Raw genomic sequence first — 14,096 nt, 5'->3', positions numbered from 1 at the left:
TGCGCCCGCGCCGACCGGGAGCCGGGGGCCGTCCGCGCCGGGGCCGGGGGGCCCGCCGGGGATCACGTCCGGTCCGGTGGACCGGCCCCGCCCGGCTGCGGGCCGGCGGGGCCGGTCGATCAGATGCCGCTCAGAGGTTGGTCATGTCGACCGGGATCTGCGCCGTGGCTCCGTCGCGCAGGACGGTGGCCTCGATGAGGCCGTACATGCGGTCGGCGGCGTAGTAGACCTCGTTGTCGTTCTTCAGGCCGAAGGGCTCGAGGTCGACCAGGAAGTGGTGCTTGTTCGGGAGCGAGAAGCGGACCTCGTCGATCTCCGAGCGGTGGTTGATGATCCGCGAGGCCATCTGGTACAGGGTCTGCTGGAGGGAGAGCGAGTAGGTCTCGGCGAAGGCCTGGAGCATGTGCTTCCGGGTCTCGGCGTAGGACCGCTCCCAGTTGGGCATGCGCTGCTCGTCGTCGGTCCAGTTGAACCGCCAGCGGCCGGACACCTGCGTCGCCAGGATGCGGTCGTACGCTTCCTGGAGCGTCGTGTACTTGTCCTTGATGTAGCCCCAGAACTCCGAGTTGGTGGAGTTCATGACGACGAGGTCCTTGAGGCCGGAGATGACCTCCCAGTTCGTCCCGTCGTAGGTGATCTGGGTGACGCGGGTCTCCTGGCCCTGGCGGACGAAGGAGTGGTTGACCTCGTCGGAGCCTATGAACTTGGAGTTGGCCTCGGAGGTGGCGATCCGGTCCCAGGCGTACTCCTCGATCCGGATGCGCGCCCGGTGGATCGGCTCCTGGCTCGTCACGAAGTGGCGGGCGAGGTGGATGCCGAACTGCTCGGCGGACTCGATGCCGTACTCCTTGGCGAACGCGAAGACGGTGTTCTTCGTCGTGTCGGTGGGGAGGCAGTGGGCGTTGGAGCCGGAGAGGTGGACGTCGTCGAGGTCACCGGAGAGGGCGACGGAGACGTTCAGGTCCTTGATGTGGTGGGTGTCGCCGTCCCGCGTGATCTTGACGACGCGGTTCTCTGCTTTGCCGTACTGGTTCTGGCCGAGAATCGTGGGCATGTCTGCTAGCTCCCTCGGTATACGGAGTAGCCGAACGGGTTGAGCAGCAGCGGTACGTGGTAGTGCTCGCCCGGCGTGACGGCGAACGTGATCGCCACCTCCGGGAAGAACGCACCGCTGTCCCTTACGCGGGGGGCGTCCTGCTGCGCCTCGGCTTGGTTCGTGGAACTCTGCTTGTTCACGCTGTGCTTGTTCGAGAAGTACGTCTCGACCTCGAAGTCGAGTCGTACGTGGGTGGTGCCCTCCGGCAGCGCCGGCAGGTCCTTGCAGCGTCCGTCCGCGTCGGTGGCCGAACCGCCGAGAGCCACCCATTCCGCGTCGGAGCCGCCGCGGGCCGCGAGCGTGATGGCGACGCCCTCGGCGGGGCGGCCGACGCTGGTGTCCAGGATGTGGGTGGACACCGAGGCGGTGGTGTCGGTGCTCATGCGGAGTTCTCCTCCTCGGAGGTCTCTACGAGTCGGGTCAGCCGGATGCGGTTGATCTTGCCCAGTTCGGTGCGGACAATCTCCCGCTCCTTCTCGGCCGGGTTGTCGATCCGCTGCCGGAGCGCGTCGCGCATCTGCTCGCCGGTCAGGCCGGTGGCGCAGATGAGGAAGACGTGTCCGAACGTGTCCTGGTAGGCCAGATTGAGTTCGAGCATCTCGGCCTTGAGCTCCGCGGAGGCGCCGGCCATCCCGCTCTGTTCGCGGGAGGAGGTCGGGTCCCCTGCCTTCGGACGACCGATCGGCGGGTGCCCCGCCATCGCCTCGGCCAGGTCCTCGGCGGTCAGCTCAGCCATGGCGGCGTCACTGGCGAGGAAGAGAGCTTCGGCGGTGGTGTACGGGCGCTGGGCGAGGATCCTGCTTCCCCACGCCGAACTGGAACACACCTCGTGGAGCGCGGCGTGGGCCTCGCTGTCCGCCGAGGTGTTGAACCGGGTGAGGCCCGGTGTCGTACCTGAAGTCACGGGAAGCCTCCGTGGCTGTTTTTCGCTGTGCGTCGGACGGGCTGCGGATAGCTAACGCCCTCCGCAACACAACGTCAACACTTTGTTGAAAACTCGGCCACGTAAAAGCCGTCGTCCCGACATCTGGACGACGGCTCGTGGCCACACATGATCGACTACTCGGCTTTGGGGGCCTTTTCCCTGTTCAGGGCGGTCTCCCGCTGAGCCGTCTCCCTGTTGAGGTAGTTGTACACGGTGAAGCGGCTGACACCCAGTGCCCCCGCCACCGTCTCCACCCCATGGCGTACCGAGAAAGCCCCCCGCGCCTCAAGCAGCCGGACGGCCTCCTGCTTGGACTTCCGGTCGAGCTCGGACAGCGGCATCCCGTGCCGCCGCTCCATCGCCGCCAGGATGTGGTCGAGGGAGTCGGAGAGCTGGGGCAGCCGTACGGCGATCACGTCCTCGCCCTCCCAGGACAGGACGACGTCGTCGGCTCCCGCCTGCGCGGGGACCAGGACCTCGGCGCCCATGGCGTCGACCAGGGGCTTGACCGCCGCGACCAAGGGGTGCTCGCTCACTTCTCGCCCTCCCCGATGACGTTGACCTGGAGCGAGACGCGGGTGGCACCGGCCTCCAGGGACGAGCGCAGCAGCGCGTCGACCGCGGTGAGAACCGCGTCGGCGCCACCCTCCGCCGTGTTGCCGAAGGGGCCGACGTCGACCGCGTCCAGCTCGGCCGACTGGATGACCTCACGGGCCACGACCGCGTGCGCCGGCGCCTCGTCGAGGTCGAACGGCTCGGTCGTGAACTCCACTCTCAAACGCACCATGGCCCCACGCTACGGCCCCGCTCGGCCCTACGGGAGCCCCGGACCTGCGGGGACCCCTTGACAAGCGCGCCGCCCGCCTTGCAACATTCCGTCAGACAGAAACTTACTTCCGCGATACGGAAGGAGCGCCTACCTCTCATGGGACTCATGGACCAGCGCTTCGATGTGAACCTGTCGATCCTCTTCACGGAACTCCCGCTCCTGGAGCGCCCCGCGGCCGCCGCCGCGGCGGGCTTCACGGCGGTCGAGCTGTGGTGGCCCTGGATCGACACCGCCACCCCCGAGCAGAGCGAGCTCGACGCCCTCAAGAAGGCCCTCGAGGACGCCGGCACCCAGCTGGTGGGCCTGAACTTCTACGCCGGACAGCTGCCAGGACCGGATCGCGGAGCCCTCTCCGTGCCCGGTGACGAGTCGGACCGCTTCCGCGCCAACATCGAGGTGGCGGCCGACTTCGCCGCCTCGGTCGGCTGCAAGGCGCTCAACGCGCTCTACGGCAACCGCGTCGACGGCGTCGACCCGCAGATCCAGGACACCCTCGCCCTGGAGAACCTGGTCCTGGCCGCCCGCGCGGCGGACCGGATCGGCGCGATCCTGCTGATCGAGACCCTCAACAAGCCGGAGTCGCCGCTCTACCCCCTGGTGAGCGCCCCCTCCGCCATCGAGGTCGTCGACAAGGTCAACGCGGCCACCGGGCTCGGCAACGCCAAGTTCCTCCTCGACATCTACCACCTGTCGATGAACGGCGAGGACGTCGGCCAGGTCATCGCGGAGTACGCCGCCAAGACCGGCCACGTCCAGATCGCGGACAACCCGGGCCGTGGCGCGCCGGGCACCGGCGACCTGCCGCTCGAGCTGCTGCTCGACGATCTGAAGAAGGCCGGTTACGACGGCTGGATCGGCCTGGAGTACAAGGCGGCCGACGCCGCCGCGTCCTTCGAGTGGCTCCCGGCCGAGGCCCGCCCGGCCCGCTGACCCGGGCTCCCGGCCGAGGCCCGCCCGGCTCGCCGACCCGCGACTCCTCCCCCGTACCACCCTGTTTCGAGAGGCACCCTCACCATGAGCAGCAACCTCCCCAAGATCGCATGGATCGGCCTCGGCATCATGGGCTCGCCCATGTCCGAGAACCTGCTGAAGGCCGGCTACACGGTCACCGGCTTCACGCTGGAGCAGGACAAGCTGGACCGGCTCGCGAAGGCCGGCGGCACCGCCGCCGCGTCGATCGCCGAGGCCGTGAAGGACGCCGACGTCATCATCACGATGGTGCCCGCCTCCCCGCAGGTCGAGGCCATCGCCTACGGCCCGGACGGCATCCTGGAGAACGCGAGGCAGGGCGCGCTGATCGTCGACATGTCGTCGATCACCCCGCAGACCTCGGTCGACCTGGCGTCGAAGGCCAAGGAGAAGGGCATCCGCGTCATCGACGCGCCCGTCTCCGGCGGCGAGGCCGGCGCGATCGAGGCCGTGCTCTCCATCATGGTCGGCGGCGAGCAGGCCGACTTCGACGAGGCCCTTCCGATCCTGGAGGCCCTCGGCAAGACCATCGTGCTGTGCGGGCCGCACGGCTCCGGCCAGACGGTGAAGGCCGCCAACCAGCTGATCGTCGCGGTCAACATCCAGGCGTGCGCCGAGGCCGTGGTCTTCCTGGAGAAGTCCGGCGTGAACCTCCAGGCCGCCCTGGACGTCCTCAACGGCGGTCTGGCCGGCTCCACGGTCCTGACCCGCAAGAAGGACAACTTCCTGAACCGCGACTTCAAGCCCGGTTTCCGGATCGACCTGCACCACAAGGACATGGGCATCGTCACCGACGCCGCCCGCAACGTCGGCGCGGCCCTCCCGGTCGGTGCGGTCGTCGCCCAGCTCGTCGCCTCGCTGCGCGCCCAGGGTGACGGCGGCCTGGACCACTCGGCCCTGCTCCGCGCCGTCGAGCGCCTCTCCGGCCAGCAGGTCTGATCCACCGCCCCGGTACGAAGGGGCCCCAGATCTCCGGTCGGCGGCGGCGCTGACAACTGTCCTGTCGCGCCCAGGCGCCGCCGCCGACCGGAACACCACACTTCCTTTTCAACAAACTGTTGACGTTATGTTCGAGCCGAATTTACTCTCCTCGCACCGTCTGCAGAGCTCCCGTACGGAAGGTCACGATGTCGAAGCGCGTGCTTACGACCGAGTCCGGCGCCCCCGTCGCCGACAACCAGAACTCCGCCACCGCCGGCGTCGGTGGCCCTCTCCTGCTCCAGGACCAGCACCTCCTGGAGAAGCTCGCGCGCTTCAACCGTGAGCGGATCCCGGAGCGCGTGGTGCACGCCCGGGGCTCCGGCGCGTACGGCTACTTCGAGGTGACCGACGACGTCACCGGCTTCACGAAGGCCTCGTTCCTCTCCCAGGTCGGCAAGAAGACGGACACGTTCATCCGCTTCTCCACGGTGGCCGACTCGCTCGGAGGCGCGGACGCGGTCCGCGATCCCCGCGGCTTCGCCCTGAAGTTCTACACCGAAGAGGGCAACTACGACCTCGTCGGCAACAACACCCCGGTGTTCTTCATCAAGGACCCGATCAAGTTCCCCGACTTCATCCACTCGCAGAAGCGTGACCCCTTCACGGGCAAGCAGGAGCCGGACAACGTCTGGGACTTCTGGGCGCACTCCCCCGAGGCCACCCACCAGATCACCTGGCTCATGGGCGACCGCGGCATCCCTGCCTCGTACCGTCACATGAACGGCTACGGCTCGCACACCTACCAGTGGACCAACGAGGCGGGCGAGGCCTTCTTCGTCAAGTACCACTTCAAGACGAACCAGGGCATCCGCAGCCTCTCCGCCGACCAGGCCGCCGAGCTCGTCGGCAAGGACGCCAACTCGCACCAGACCGACCTGCTCCAGGCGATCGAGCGCGGTGTGAACCCCTCCTGGACCCTGTACGTCCAGGTGATGCCGGCCGCCGAGGCGGTGGACTACCGCTTCAACCCCTTCGACCTCACCAAGGTGTGGCCGCACGCGGACTACCCGCTGCAGCGCGTGGGCCGCCTGGTCCTCGACCGCAACCCGGACAACGTCTTCGCCGAGGTCGAGCAGGCCGCGTTCTCCCCGAACAACTTCGTCCCGGGCATCGGTCCCTCGCCGGACAAGATGCTCCAGGGCCGTCTCTTCGCCTACGCCGACGCCCACCGCTACCGCCTCGGTGTCAACCACACCCAGCTGCCGGTGAACGCCCCCAAGGCGACGGTCGCGGAGAACTACGGCCGGGACGGCGTCATGGCCACCCGCCAGGGCTCGCGCCACGACAAGAACTACGAGCCCAACTCGTACCACGGCCCGGCCCAGACCGACGCGGCGCTCTCCGCCCCGCTCGCGATCCACGGCTGGACCGGAACCCACGAGGCGCCGCAGCACACCAAGGACGACGACTTCTTCCAGGCCGGTGAGCTCTACCGCCTGATGTCCGAGGACGAGAAGAACCGTCTGGTCGCCAACATCGCCGGCGGTCTGTCCCAGGTGTCCCGCGAGGACGTCATAGAGAAGAACCTCGCGCACTTCGCCGCCGCCGACCCGGAGTACGGCAAGCGCGTCGAGGAGGCCGTCCGCGCGCTGCGCGAGGACTGACGGACCAGCACCACCCAGACTGCGTACGGCATCTGACGGAAGGTCAGTGTCGTACGTGGTCCGGATCACCGACCCGGATGAGGGGTGGCCGGCGATCCGGACAAGCGTGAGGACCGCGGCGGCGCCGAGCCAGTGCGGTGGTAAGGGCGACAGCCCTCCTTCTTGACCTGAAAGAAGGAAGGCCGCTCCGCCCGTCGACGCCGCCGCGGTCCCAACGCCCCCAGGGCCCTCCTCGAAGAGGCCCCCCAAGACTCCGCCCGGCGGCGCGAACGTCCTGTCGCGCCAGCCTCGTGCCGTCGGGCGGTCACAGACGGAAGAGCGCGGAACCAGGTTTACGGTCCCTGGTTCCGCGCTCTTCTGCGCTCTTCCACCCGCCCGGTCCGTAGCAGCCCCAGCGCATCGTTTCTGCGGTGAAGATCCCCACCCGGCCGGGCGAGCGCACCGCCATTCCGCTACCGTGCGCCCCGTGACCGGCGCTATCCACCAGGACATGATCAAGAACCTGATGCGCGGGCTCGCTCCCCTCGCCCTCGTCCTGTGCCCCCTCGCCGCCCCCTCCCCCGCTCTCTCCGCAGGCGTCGTCCTCTTCCCCGACGCGCTCGCCGCGCTCACCGAGGACGCCGAGAACCCGGCCGGCTACAAGGAGACGGCGTTCCCCCACTGGAACCAGGGCCTCGACCCCGCCGACGGCTGCGACACGCGCGCCGAGGTACTCGTCGCCGAAGCCGTCGACGCCCCGAAGACCGGCGCCGGCTGCGCCCTCACCGGGGGCAGGTGGACCTCGTACTACGACGGACAGAACGTCACCGACCCGGCCCGTCTCCGCGTCGACCACCTCGTCGCGCTCGAAGAGGCCTGGCAGTCGGGGGCGTCCGGCTGGACGGCCGCCCGGCGCGAGAAGTACGCCAACGACCAGGGGGCGGCCGCGACCCTCGTCGCCGTCACCGCTCGCAGCCAGAAGGACAAGGCCGGGCGCGACCCCGCCGAATGGGTGCCCGCGGAGAACGCCCGGTACTGCCGTTACGTCGGCGAGTGGGTGGGCACCAAGCTGCGCTGGGGCCTGACGGTCGACAAGGACGAGATGGAGGCGCTCAAGCTGTTCGCCGACGGCCCGTGCGAGGACACGGTCGTGCACCGCTCGACGGCACCCCGGTAGGCCCCTCGGACCCCCGGCCGGGTACGGGCGCAGGGCCGGTCGCGGCCCGGCGGCGCGTGAACGCGGGGCGGCCCCCGCCCCGGTGCTCATCGGGGCGGGGGCCGTGTCACGGCTCCGCGGTCGGACGTCCTGCGTGATCGGACCTGCTCTCCGGTCGGACGTCCTGCGTGATCGGACCTCAAGGGTCTGGATCAGACCTTGAGGGCCTTCATCAGACCTTGAGGGCCTTGATCGCGGTCGGCGCGTGGGCCGGCTCGGTGGCCAGCTCCTCGAACTCCGTGACGTCGCTCATGTCGACCGTCTTGCTCATGGCGATGTTGGTGATGCGCTCCAGGATCGCCTCGACGACGACCGGGACCTGGTGCTCGACGGCCAGCTTCTTGGCCTGCTCCAGGGCCTCGCCCAGCTTCTCCGGGTCGGTCACGCGGATCGCCTTGACGCCCAGGCCCTCGGCGACCTTGACGTGGTCGACGCCGTAGACGCCGATCTCCGGGGTGTTGATGTTCTCGAACTCGAGGTTGACCTCGAAGTTGATGCCCAGGCCGCCCTGCGCCTGCCGGATGAGCCCCAGGTAGGCGTTGTTCACGAGGACGTGGACGTAGGGGACCTTGTGCTGGGCGGCGACCGCCAGCTCCTCGATCATGAACTGGAAGTCGTAGTCGCCGGAGAGCGCGACGACCGGGGTCTCCGGGTCGGCGGTGGCGACGCCGATCGCGGCCGGGATGGTCCAGCCGAGCGGGCCGGCCTGGCCGCAGTTGATCCAGTGGCGCGGCTTGTAGACGTGCAGGAACTGTGCGGCGGCGATCTGGGAGAGGCCGATGGTGGTGACGTACCGCGTGTCCGGGCCGAAGGCCTTGTTCATCTCCTCGTAGACGCGCTGCGGCTTCATGGGGATGTTCTCGAAGTGCGTGCGGCGCTGGAGGGTGGCCTTGCGGTCCTGGGCGGAGGCGGCCCAGGCGGAGAAGTCGGGCAGCGTGCCGGCGGCCTTCAGCTCCTTGGCGATCTCGATGAAGAGTTCGAGCGCGGCCTTGGCGTCGGAGGCGATGCCGTAGTCCGGGGCGAAGATCTTGCCGAGCTGCGTGGGCTCGACGTCGACGTGGACGAACTTCCGGCCCTTGGTGTAGGCGTCCAGGTTGTACCCGGTGTGACGGTTGGCCCAGCGGTTGCCGATGCCGAGGACGAAGTCCGACTCCAGGAAGGTCGCGTTGCCGTAGCGGTGCGCGGTCTGGACGCCGACCATGCCGGCGGCCAGCTCGTGGTCGTCCGGGATGGTGCCCCAGCCCATGAGGGTGGAGATGACCGGGATGCCGGTCAGCTCGGCGAACTCGACGAGGAGGTCGGTGGCGTCGGCGTTGACGATGCCGCCGCCGGCGACGATCAGCGGACGCTCGGACTCCAGGAGGAAGCTCAGCGCCTTCGCGGCCTGGGCGCGGGTGGCCCGCGGCTTGTAGACCGGCAGCGGCTCGTAGGTCTCCGGGTCGAACTCGATCTCCGTCAGCTGGACGTCGATCGGCAGGTCGATGAGGACCGGGCCGGGCCGGCCGGACCGCATGAGGTGGAAGGCCTGCTGGAAGACGCCGGGGACCTGTGCGGCCTCCAGGACGGTCGTGGCGGCCTTCGTGACCGGCTTGGCGATGGTCGCGATGTCGACGGCCTGGAAGTCCTCCTTGTGGAGCTTCGAGACCGGGGCCTGGCCGGTGATGCAGAGGATCGGGATGGAGTCCGCGATCGCCGAGTACAGGCCGGTGATCATGTCGGTGCCCGCGGGACCCGAGGTGCCGATGCAGACGCCGATGTTGCCGGCCTTGGCGCGGGTGTAGCCCTCGGCCATGTGGGACGCGCCCTCGACGTGACGGGCGAGCGTGTGGTTGACGCCGCCCACGTTCTTGAGCTCGCGGTAGAAGGGGTTGATCGCCGCGCCGGGGACGCCGAACGCCTGGGTGACGCCTTCGCGCTTGAGGATCTCAACGGCCGCTGCGGCGGCGGTCATACGAGGCATGGGAGTGCTCCTGCTTCGGCCGGGCGGATCCAAGCCCACCGGTCGGCTCGGGGAGCCCGGTCAGCTTGTTTCCGTAATGCGGAAATACTGTTCTGCTATACGGAAGCAATGTAGGACGGGCTCCGGAGAGCCGTCAAGAGAAGTCCGAGCAGCGGGATCACGGAAGTGGCCGAACACCCTCCCTCGGGGCGGCCGATGGGTGGACGATGGGACGGAACGACAAGGGGGTTGACCGTGGGCGAGTCGATACCGGTGCGCTGCCCGGCATGCCGGCGCACGCAGGCATACGCGGCACCCGTCTTCCCCTGCGCGTGCGGAAGCCCGGTGGCGCCGCCGGTGCGGGCGGGCGCGACGGCGGAACCGATCACGCACCGGAACTGGACGGACGAGTGGGTCACCGTCCGCTGTGAGGCCTGCGGCCGCGAGGACGACTGGCCCCACCCGGAACTGGGCTGCGCCTGCGGAACGGTGTTGCGGATACCGGTACGGCCGGTGGACCCGGGAACGCGGACGTCGGACGGGACGGGCTCGTCCGGTACGGCGCCGGGGCCCGCGCCCCGGGGCCCGTCCGGGCCCTCCTCCTCCGGGCGGCCCGGTGGCAGCGGGACGGACGGCGCCGCCGGTACGGCACCGGCGCACGCGGCCGAGCCCGGCTCGGAGTGGTTCCGTACGCGTCCTACCGGGGGGCGCGGGGCCCGCGGGCCCGGTGCCGGCTCACCCGGCGCCGACACCGGCATCGGCACAGGCGGCGCGGGAGCGGGACCGGGAGCCTCCGGGCCTGTCGGTGCCGGGTCCGGCACCCCTGGACCCGGCACCGGCGAATACGGCACCGGCGGACACGGCACCCACGGTCAAGGCAGCAGCGGGTACGGCACCACCGAGCACGGCCCGAGCGGGCCTCGCGCCTCCGAGCACGGCCCGAGCGGGCCTGCCTCCTCGTGGCACGGCACCGACGAGCCTGGCACCTCCGGGCATGGCGCCGACGGGCACGGCGTCGGCGGGCCTGGCACCCCCTCGCCCCGTGCCCCCTCCCCCGGCCCCGGCACCCCCGGTCCCGCCGCTCACCGGCGGCGTCCCGAGCCGCCCCGGCCCGTGGAGCCGCCCCGGCCCGTGGGGCCCCGGACGTTCGCCGAGCGGTATCCCACGCGCATTCCCCTGCCGCCCACCGCCCCGCGCCCGGTACCGGCGCGGGGGACGTTCCGGCCCGTGACGATCCGGACCGCGCGGGACGCCGTCGCCGCGGCCGCCGGGTATCTGCGCTGGCTGGGGTTCCGGGATGTCGTCCAGCCGGAGGAGCGCCCCTCGTCCGGGGTGGACCTGCGGGCGCCGGGGCTCGTCGCGCAGGTCGACCCGAGCACCCGGCCCACCGGGCTGCGGGCCGTCGAGTGCCTGTGGCTCAACGGGCTGAGCGCCTCCGCCGTGAGCGTGTTCTTCTCGCTCGCGGGCTACACGCCGGAGGCCCGCGCCCGCGCCGCCGAGGTAGGTCTCCCGCTCTTCGTCCTCGACCTGACCGGCACCCCGCAGCCGGTGAACACGGCAGCGGACGATCTGGCCGCGGGCGCCTGAGCGAGGTGCGCCCCACGGGCCCCGCCCCGGCACTTCGGCATTCGGATCCGGCCATTCACGCGTGACGATCACGCCCTGCCGGGCACAACACCCTCGGGGGTGGGTGTCATGCCGACGGGAATGTGGTGGTTCATCGGAGCGGCCTGCGGGCAACTGGTGTTCGCCGTCGTGTTGCTGCGAACCCGCAGCCGGGAAAGCGGAGCGCCGCGCACGGACGACGTGCCGCCGCCGCAGGCCCTGGCGTTGCTGCGGGGCGGGCGGCGGGCTGCCGTCACGGTGGCGCTGGTGGCGCTGCACCAGCGCGGAGCGGTCGCGGCGGGCCGTAAACATACGATTCGGGCCAACGGCGGGCCGGGCCGCACCAGGGACCCCGTACAGCTGGGGGTGCACCGGGCACTGCACCGGGCCTTCGCGCTGCGGGACCTCGCACTGCGTCCCGAGGCGCGGCGGGCGGTGGACGCGCTGCACGGCGAGCTGCGCGCGACGGGTCTCCTGCGGTCGCCCGCGCGGCGAGGGGCGGCGGGGACGCTGCTCGGCTGCGTACCGCTGACGGTGGGGGTGGGGGCGTACGCGACGGGGCCGTCGAACACGGTCCAGGCCGCGGTACTCGCGGCGGGGGCGCTGCCGGCGCTCGTGGCGGTGGTGCTGCTACGACTTCCGCCCGCCACCCGGGCGGCGCGGCTGCTCCTGGCCGAGCTGCGGGCGCGGTACCCGCTGCCGGCGCATCGGCGCGAGGTGACGGACGGGGGGCTGGTCCAGCTGTACGTGGCGCTGTACGGCGACCCGGCGCTCTCCTTGTTCCTGCCGCGTTTCTCGTCGGAGGGCGGGCTGCTCGACCGCCCCTGGGAGGCGGAGCGGAACCGGCCGCCGACGGATCGCGGAGCGGCCGGGGGCGAGCGTCCGGGGTGAGGCCGCGCCATACTGCCGTATGCGCATCAGAGCGGCCGCTTCGGCCGAACTCCCGCTGCTCCAGGACATCGAACGGGCGGCGGGCGAGCCGTTCCGCATGCTCGGCATGGCAGCGATCGCCGACGACGACCCCCTGCCGCTGGACGTCCTGGAGGCGTACCGCCACGCGGGCCGGGCGTGGGTGGCGGTGGACGCCGCCGACCGCCCGGTCGCGTATCTGCTCGCCGACACGGTCGACGGGTCGGCGCACATCGAGCAGGTGTCGGTGCATCCGGCCGTCGCGCGCCGGGGCGTGGGCCGGGGGCTGATCGAGCATCTGGCGGCCACCGCCGGGGCGCGGGGCCTGGCGGCGCTGACCTTGACGACGTTCACCGAGGTGCCGTGGAACGCGCCGTACTACACACGGCTCGGTTTCCGCCCGCTCGCGGAGTCCGACCCGGCGCTGACGGAGGGGCTGCGCGCCATCAGCCACGCGGAGGCGGCCCACGGCCTGTCGGCCTGGCCGCGCGTCTGCATGCGCCGGGAGGTGCGGCGCCCAGCCTGACTCCGCATGCGCCGCAAGGTGCGGAGCCCGGCCTGACGCTGCATGCGCCGAAAGGTGCGGCGCCCGGCGTGACACGGAGGACGTGCCTCAGGAACTCCCGTACCGCTGCCGTAGTTCCACCTTCCGCACCTTCCCGCTCACCGTCATCGGGAACTCGGTGAGGATCTCCAGCCTGCGCGGGATCTTGTAGTGGGCGAGCCGGTCGCGGCAGAAGGTCGTGACATCGTCCAGGGTGGGCGCGTCGGCCGGGTCGCGGGGGATGACGCAGGCCATGATCTCCTCCCCGTACCGGGCGTCGGGGACGCCGACGACCTGGACGTCGGCGATCTTCGGGTGTCCGTGGAGGAACTCCTCGATCTCCCTCGGGTACACGTTCTCGCCGCCCCGGATGATCATGTCCTTGATGCGGCCGACGATCTGCACGTAGCCGTCGTCGCGCATCACCGCCAGATCACCGGTGTGCATCCAGCGGCCGCCGTCGATGACCTCCGCGGTCTTCTCGGGTTCGTCCCAGTAGCCGAGCATCACGCTGTAGCCGCGGGTGCACAGTTCGCCCGCCGTGCCGCGTTCCACGGTGAGGCCGCTCGCGGGGTCGGTGATCTTCACCTCGACGTGCGGCAGGACCCGGCCGACCGTACCCGTGCGGCGCTCCAGGTCGTCGTCACGGCGGGTCTGGGTGGAGACCGGCGAGGTCTCGGTCATGCCGTAACAGATCGACACCTCCGCCATGTTCATCTCGGCGACGACCCTCTTCATGACCTCCACCGGGCACGGCGAGCCGGCCATGATGCCGGTGCGCAGAGTGGAGAGGTCGTACGCGGCGAAGTCGGGGAGGTTCAGCTCGGCGATGAACATCGTCGGGACGCCGTAGAGCGAGGTGCAGCGCTCCTCCTGCACCGCCCGGAGGGTGGCCGACGGGTCGAAGGAGGCCGCGGGGATCACGATGCGGGCGCCGTGCGAGGTGGCGGCCAGGTTCGCCATCACCATGCCGAGGAGTAAGGGACCACCTGTGCAATGTCCACCCCGCCTGCGCACAAGAGGAAGCCCCGGCCGTCCTCCACGGGGGAAGAGGACGACCGGGGCGGTCAGGGGTGGCGCCGGCTCGACGTCGGCCGCCTCGTCCCCCGGTGGGGGTCGGACTGGCGCCAAACTGTCAAACCAGGGGGAACTTCCAGGAAGCCCTAAGGAGGTCTATAGGGTTCTCTATATTTCTCTCTACTTTGACCCTAAAGAAGAGAAGTAAGGGTAAGAAACACGCTCTGAGCTGCGGAAACGCGCCGTCGACGCGGGTGTCGGAACTGACCCTCCCGTCGGGGATTCTGACCCCCGACGGGAGGACGAGGCCGCCGCTCGACGCTGCACGGGCGGGACGTGAGCCGACCTCGACGTCCCGCCCGCTCCCGGCACGGGCGCTCGCGAGACGCACCGCGCGGGCCTGGCTCCGCTCCCCCGCCATGGGATCGTCCCCGCAGTAAAGGCCGGCCGGAGGAGCGGAAATCTAGAGCTGAGCGACTATCA

General features: G+C 70.5%; 13 protein-coding genes and 2 pseudogenes. 8 read left to right on the top strand and 7 right to left on the bottom strand.

Going from position 1 to position 14,096, the window contains the following annotated elements; genetic code table 11:
* Positions 1-130 precede the first annotated feature (130 nt).
* The 5 genes from pucL to ABZ567_RS10425 all read right to left on the bottom strand — a co-directional run bounded on the left by pucL (position 131) and on the right by ABZ567_RS10425 (position 2,805).
* On the bottom strand, positions 131-1,054 hold the full coding sequence (gene pucL / locus ABZ567_RS10445) for a factor-independent urate hydroxylase (protein ID WP_360786651.1): 924 nt from the start codon (positions 1,052-1,054) through the stop codon (positions 131-133).
* 5 nt (positions 1,055-1,059) lie between these two features.
* Positions 1,060-1,479 (bottom strand): hydroxyisourate hydrolase, encoded by a 420-nt coding sequence (gene uraH, locus ABZ567_RS10440; protein WP_360786650.1) that lies wholly within the window; start codon positions 1,477-1,479, stop codon positions 1,060-1,062.
* A complete protein-coding gene (uraD, locus tag ABZ567_RS10435) occupies positions 1,476-2,000 on the bottom strand; it encodes a 2-oxo-4-hydroxy-4-carboxy-5-ureidoimidazoline decarboxylase (RefSeq protein WP_360786648.1) in 525 nt (174 codons plus the stop codon). The genes uraH and uraD overlap by 4 nt, the downstream gene beginning before the upstream one ends.
* Positions 2,001-2,155: 155 nt before the next feature.
* Positions 2,156-2,509: a helix-turn-helix domain-containing protein gene (locus ABZ567_RS10430; RefSeq protein WP_360787586.1), complete on the bottom strand. Its 354-nt coding sequence runs from the start codon at positions 2,507-2,509 to the stop codon at positions 2,156-2,158.
* Positions 2,510-2,553: 44 nt separating this feature from the next.
* Positions 2,554-2,805: a hypothetical protein gene (locus ABZ567_RS10425; RefSeq protein WP_360787583.1), complete on the bottom strand. Its 252-nt coding sequence runs from the start codon at positions 2,803-2,805 to the stop codon at positions 2,554-2,556.
* A 141-nt stretch (positions 2,806-2,946) separates the two neighbouring features.
* On the opposite strand from ABZ567_RS10425, the gene ABZ567_RS10420 reads away from it, so the two are divergent.
* From ABZ567_RS10420 to ABZ567_RS10405, 4 genes are all read left to right on the top strand, one after another.
* Entirely contained in the window at positions 2,947-3,780 is an 834-nt protein-coding gene (locus ABZ567_RS10420) for a TIM barrel protein (protein WP_360786646.1), read from the top strand.
* A gap of 84 nt (positions 3,781-3,864) precedes the next feature.
* Positions 3,865-4,758, top strand: coding sequence for a 2-hydroxy-3-oxopropionate reductase (locus ABZ567_RS10415; RefSeq protein WP_360786644.1), 894 nt, complete (start codon positions 3,865-3,867; stop codon positions 4,756-4,758).
* Positions 4,759-4,946: 188 nt separating this feature from the next.
* Entirely contained in the window at positions 4,947-6,404 is a 1,458-nt protein-coding gene (locus ABZ567_RS10410; protein ID WP_360786642.1) for a catalase, read from the top strand.
* 490 nt (positions 6,405-6,894) lie between these two features.
* Positions 6,895-7,560, top strand: coding sequence for an HNH endonuclease (locus ABZ567_RS10405; RefSeq protein ID WP_360787580.1), 666 nt, complete (start codon positions 6,895-6,897; stop codon positions 7,558-7,560).
* Positions 7,561-7,771: 211 nt separating this feature from the next.
* Here the strand turns inward: ABZ567_RS10405 and gcl are convergent, their stop codons facing one another.
* Complete coding sequence (gcl, locus tag ABZ567_RS10400; protein ID WP_360787577.1) at positions 7,772-9,550, bottom strand: glyoxylate carboligase; 1,779 nt, start codon at positions 9,548-9,550, stop codon at positions 7,772-7,774.
* A 204-nt stretch (positions 9,551-9,754) separates the two neighbouring features.
* Between gcl and ABZ567_RS10395 the strand changes: the two are divergent.
* The 4 genes and pseudogenes from ABZ567_RS10395 to ABZ567_RS10380 all read left to right on the top strand — a co-directional run.
* Positions 9,755-10,054 (top strand): annotated as a pseudogene (locus tag ABZ567_RS10395) (hypothetical protein); the annotation flags it as partial.
* Positions 10,055-10,765: 711 nt separating this feature from the next.
* The gene (locus ABZ567_RS10390; protein ID WP_360787668.1) at positions 10,766-11,125 is read left to right on the top strand and encodes a hypothetical protein; all 360 of its coding nucleotides are present in this window, start codon (positions 10,766-10,768) and stop codon (positions 11,123-11,125) included.
* A 108-nt stretch (positions 11,126-11,233) separates the two neighbouring features.
* On the top strand, positions 11,234-12,034 hold the full coding sequence (locus ABZ567_RS10385) for a TIGR04222 domain-containing membrane protein (RefSeq protein ID WP_360786641.1): 801 nt from the start codon (positions 11,234-11,236) through the stop codon (positions 12,032-12,034).
* Positions 12,035-12,053: 19 nt separating this feature from the next.
* Positions 12,054-12,578, top strand: coding sequence for a GNAT family N-acetyltransferase (locus ABZ567_RS10380; RefSeq protein WP_360786639.1), 525 nt, complete (start codon positions 12,054-12,056; stop codon positions 12,576-12,578).
* An 87-nt stretch (positions 12,579-12,665) separates the two neighbouring features.
* On the opposite strand, the pseudogene ABZ567_RS10375 reads toward ABZ567_RS10380, so the two are convergent.
* A pseudogene (locus ABZ567_RS10375) lies at positions 12,666-13,568 on the bottom strand (AMP-binding protein); the annotation flags it as partial.
* Between the last annotated feature and the right edge of the window lie 528 nt (positions 13,569-14,096).

Origin of the sequence: Streptomyces sp. NPDC016459, from assembly GCF_040632845.1 — a bacterium.
GTDB lineage: Bacteria > Actinomycetota > Actinomycetes > Streptomycetales > Streptomycetaceae > Streptomyces.
The sequence above is the reverse complement of the archived record's forward strand: the minus strand, read 5'-3'. Positions and strand labels throughout refer to the sequence as shown.

Bases quoted from the DNA above. Each gene is read 5' to 3' on its own strand.
- ABZ567_RS10410 (WP_360786642.1), top strand. From the start codon at position 4,947: ATGTCGAAGCGCGTGCTTACGACCGAGTCCGGCGCCCCCGTCGCCGAC.
- ABZ567_RS10420 (WP_360786646.1), top strand. From the start codon at position 2,947: ATGGGACTCATGGACCAGCGCTTCGATGTGAACCTGTCGATCCTCTTC.
- gcl (WP_360787577.1), bottom strand. From the start codon at position 9,550: ATGACCGCCGCCGCAGCGGCCGTTGAGATCCTCAAGCGCGAAGGCGTC.
- ABZ567_RS10385 (WP_360786641.1), top strand. From the start codon at position 11,234: ATGCCGACGGGAATGTGGTGGTTCATCGGAGCGGCCTGCGGGCAACTG.
- ABZ567_RS10380 (WP_360786639.1), top strand. From the start codon at position 12,054: ATGCGCATCAGAGCGGCCGCTTCGGCCGAACTCCCGCTGCTCCAGGAC.
- ABZ567_RS10415 (WP_360786644.1), top strand. From the start codon at position 3,865: ATGAGCAGCAACCTCCCCAAGATCGCATGGATCGGCCTCGGCATCATG.
- ABZ567_RS10405 (WP_360787580.1), top strand. From the start codon at position 6,895: ATGATCAAGAACCTGATGCGCGGGCTCGCTCCCCTCGCCCTCGTCCTG.
- pucL (WP_360786651.1), bottom strand. From the start codon at position 1,054: ATGCCCACGATTCTCGGCCAGAACCAGTACGGCAAAGCAGAGAACCGC.
- uraH (WP_360786650.1), bottom strand. From the start codon at position 1,479: ATGAGCACCGACACCACCGCCTCGGTGTCCACCCACATCCTGGACACC.
- ABZ567_RS10430 (WP_360787586.1), bottom strand. From the start codon at position 2,509: ATGGGCGCCGAGGTCCTGGTCCCCGCGCAGGCGGGAGCCGACGACGTC.